4 protein-coding genes are annotated in these 2,299 nt (G+C 75.7%); 2 read left to right on the forward strand and 2 right to left on the reverse strand.

The genetic code is table 11. The features are described 5' to 3' along the window. Both HUW36_RS31250 and HUW36_RS31255 read left to right on the forward strand, forming a co-directional pair. On the forward strand, window positions 1–610 hold a 610-nt coding region (locus tag HUW36_RS31250), incomplete at its 5' end, for a putative inorganic carbon transporter subunit DabA (RefSeq protein WP_174531365.1). Then, window positions 607–948, forward strand: a complete 342-nt coding sequence (locus tag HUW36_RS31255; protein ID WP_174531366.1) for a DUF190 domain-containing protein — start codon at window positions 607–609, stop codon at window positions 946–948. The genes HUW36_RS31250 and HUW36_RS31255, both read left to right, overlap by 4 nt. A 12-nt stretch (window positions 949–960) precedes the next feature. On the opposite strand, the gene HUW36_RS31260 is transcribed toward HUW36_RS31255, so the two are convergent. Together HUW36_RS31260 and HUW36_RS31265 are read right to left on the reverse strand one after the other, a co-directional pair. Further along, a complete protein-coding gene (locus tag HUW36_RS31260) occupies window positions 961–1,527 on the reverse strand; it encodes a TetR/AcrR family transcriptional regulator (protein ID WP_174531367.1) in 567 nt (188 codons plus the stop codon). Then, window positions 1,524–2,299: NmrA family NAD(P)-binding protein (locus HUW36_RS31265; protein WP_174531368.1), on the reverse strand; the 776-nt coding region annotated here is incomplete at its 5' end. The genes HUW36_RS31265 and HUW36_RS31260, both read right to left, overlap by 4 nt.

Below are 2,299 nucleotides of genomic sequence, written 5' to 3' on the forward strand. Positions count from 1 at the left end.
CCGGCCGGGCCCTCGCCGCGTGCCCGGCCGCGCGTCGGACTGGGCCCAGGTGCGGCCCGAGTGGGCGCTGGCGGGCAACGCCGCGTTCATCGCCGCGCCGCGTGAGCTGACCGCCGGACGCGACCTCGGCTGCCGCACGTTCCTGCACTCCTACGACTGGACGGCGGACCCGGACGCGGTCGCGCTGGAGACGATCATGACGGGACCGCTCGTCGTCGCGTCCTGGATCAACCTCCAGTACTACTTCTCCACCGTGGACCCGCACCGCCTCGGCGCCGGCACCAAGACCGTGCACACCGTGCTCGGCGACGCGCTCGGCGTCCTCTCCGGATCCGGCGGCGACCTGCGCGTCGGGCTGCCGCTGCAGTCCGTCGACGACGGGACCCGGCCGGTGCACGACCCGCTGCGGCTGCTCGCCGTGGTCCACGCCCCGCACCACCTCGTCGACAGCGTGCTCGGCCGCAACCCGGCCCTGCGCCAGCTGGTCGACGGCGGCTGGATGTCGCTGACCGTCGTCGACCCCCGTACCGGCGAATGGAGTGAGCCGGGCGGATCCCGGCACACCACGCCGCTCCCGGCCCCCGACCCAGAGAAGGAGTACAGCGCATGAACGAGCTCGGACTGACGCGCATGGTCAAGGTGGAGGTGGTCACCCGTGCCGACGACGTCGACGCCGTCCGGACGCTGCTGCACGCCTCCGGCGTGAGCGGTTGGACCAGCCTCAGCGGGGTCTCCGGCTTCGGCCACCACGGCACCCACGAGGGTCGGCTGCTCTTCAACGACCGGGCCGGACTCGTCATGGTGATCGCCGTGCTGCCGTCCGGGCGGGCCGAGCCGGTCGTCACCGGCCTGCGCGACATCCTGGCCCACCGGCCCGGCGTCATGTTCGTCAGCGAGGCCTGGGTGAGCCGGCCGGAGTACTTCGGCGCCGATCGACCGGCGGGCTGAGGGCGCGGCGGTTCAGCGCGCGTAGGCCCGCAGGACGAGGTCGACCAGCCGTTCGGCGAAGCGCCGGTCGACGTCGCCGCTGGTCGCGCGCCGGTAGAAGACCGGGCCGGCGAGAAGGTCGAGCACCTCCGCGGGATCCGTCCCGCGGGGGAGCTCGCCGCGCGCGACGCCGCGTCCGACGACCCGCAGGATCACGCCGTGCCGGGTCTCGGCCTCCCGGCGGTGCAGCTCGCGCAGGCGCGGGTCGCGCTCGGCGGCGTCGACGAGCGCGAACCACAACCCGGCGGCCGGTCCGCGGGAGACCGCGGCGGCCAACCCGGTGACCAGGGCGACGAGGTCGCCGCGCAGGGTGCCGGTGTCCGGATCCTCCGGCGGGCGTCGGACCCCGGCGAAGGCGTCGAGCACCAGTGCCGCCTGGCCGTCCCAGTGCCGGTAGATGGTCGTCTTCGCCACGCCCGAGCGCTCCGCCACCGCCTCGACCGTGGTGCCGGCGACCCCGCGCTCCGCGAGCAGGGTCAGCACCGTGTCCATCACCAGGGCGCGGGTACGCCGGACCCGCGGGTCGGTGGGCGGGCTCATTCCCCCATCTTCTGCGGGGGCGGCCCGTCCGTCCACCTGTCGCGGTGCTCGGTCACGTAGTCCCGCAGGGTCCGGGCCGGGCGGCCGAGCAGCAGCGGCAGGGTGGGGTCGACCCGTTCCGCCTGGCCCCGACGCAGGCCGGTGTGCAGGACCGTCTGCACCACCGCCTGGGTCACCGGGACCCGCCGTCGGCGCAGGTGCCGCAGGTAGCCACCGACGGTGGCGGCGCGGTAGCGGACGGGCCGGCCGAGCGCCTCCGTGAGCAGCTCCGCCACCTGCGTGAAGTCGAGTGCCTCCGGCCCGGTCAGGGTGTAGGCGGCGCCCCGGTGCGCGGCCGGGTCGGCGAGCACGGCCGCGGCCACGTCGCCGATGTCCCGGGTGTCGACGAAGGCCACCCGGCCGGTGCCGGCGGGCAGGTAGATCCGGTGGTCCTCGAGGATGTCCCGCCGGTACGCGTCGGCCAGGTTCTGCGCGAAGAAGCCCGGTCGCAGGACGGTGTGGGGCACGCGGGCGGCGCGCAGGTGCCGCTCGACCCGGTGGTGGGGCACCACCGGGTTGTGCTCCGCCCCGGTTACCGAGGCGAACACCACGTGCCGCACGTCGTGCCGCGCGGCACGGTCGACGAGCGCGTTCAGCGTGGGCCCGACCCGGGCGATCTGCGGTGGGCGGAGCAGGAACAGCGCCGCCGCGCCGTCCAGCGCGGCGTCGAACGTGCGCGCGTCGCCGAGGTCCAGGCGCGCCGCCGGCACCCCGGGGAACCGCTCGCGCAGGG

Source organism: Micromonospora maritima (assembly GCF_902825405.1).
Classification (GTDB): domain Bacteria; phylum Actinomycetota; class Actinomycetes; order Mycobacteriales; family Micromonosporaceae; genus Micromonospora; species Micromonospora maritima.

Bases quoted from the DNA above. Each gene is read 5' to 3' on its own strand.
- HUW36_RS31255 (WP_174531366.1), top strand. From the start codon at position 607: ATGAACGAGCTCGGACTGACGCGCATGGTCAAGGTGGAGGTGGTCACC.
- HUW36_RS31260 (WP_174531367.1), bottom strand. From the start codon at position 1,527: ATGAGCCCGCCCACCGACCCGCGGGTCCGGCGTACCCGCGCCCTGGTG.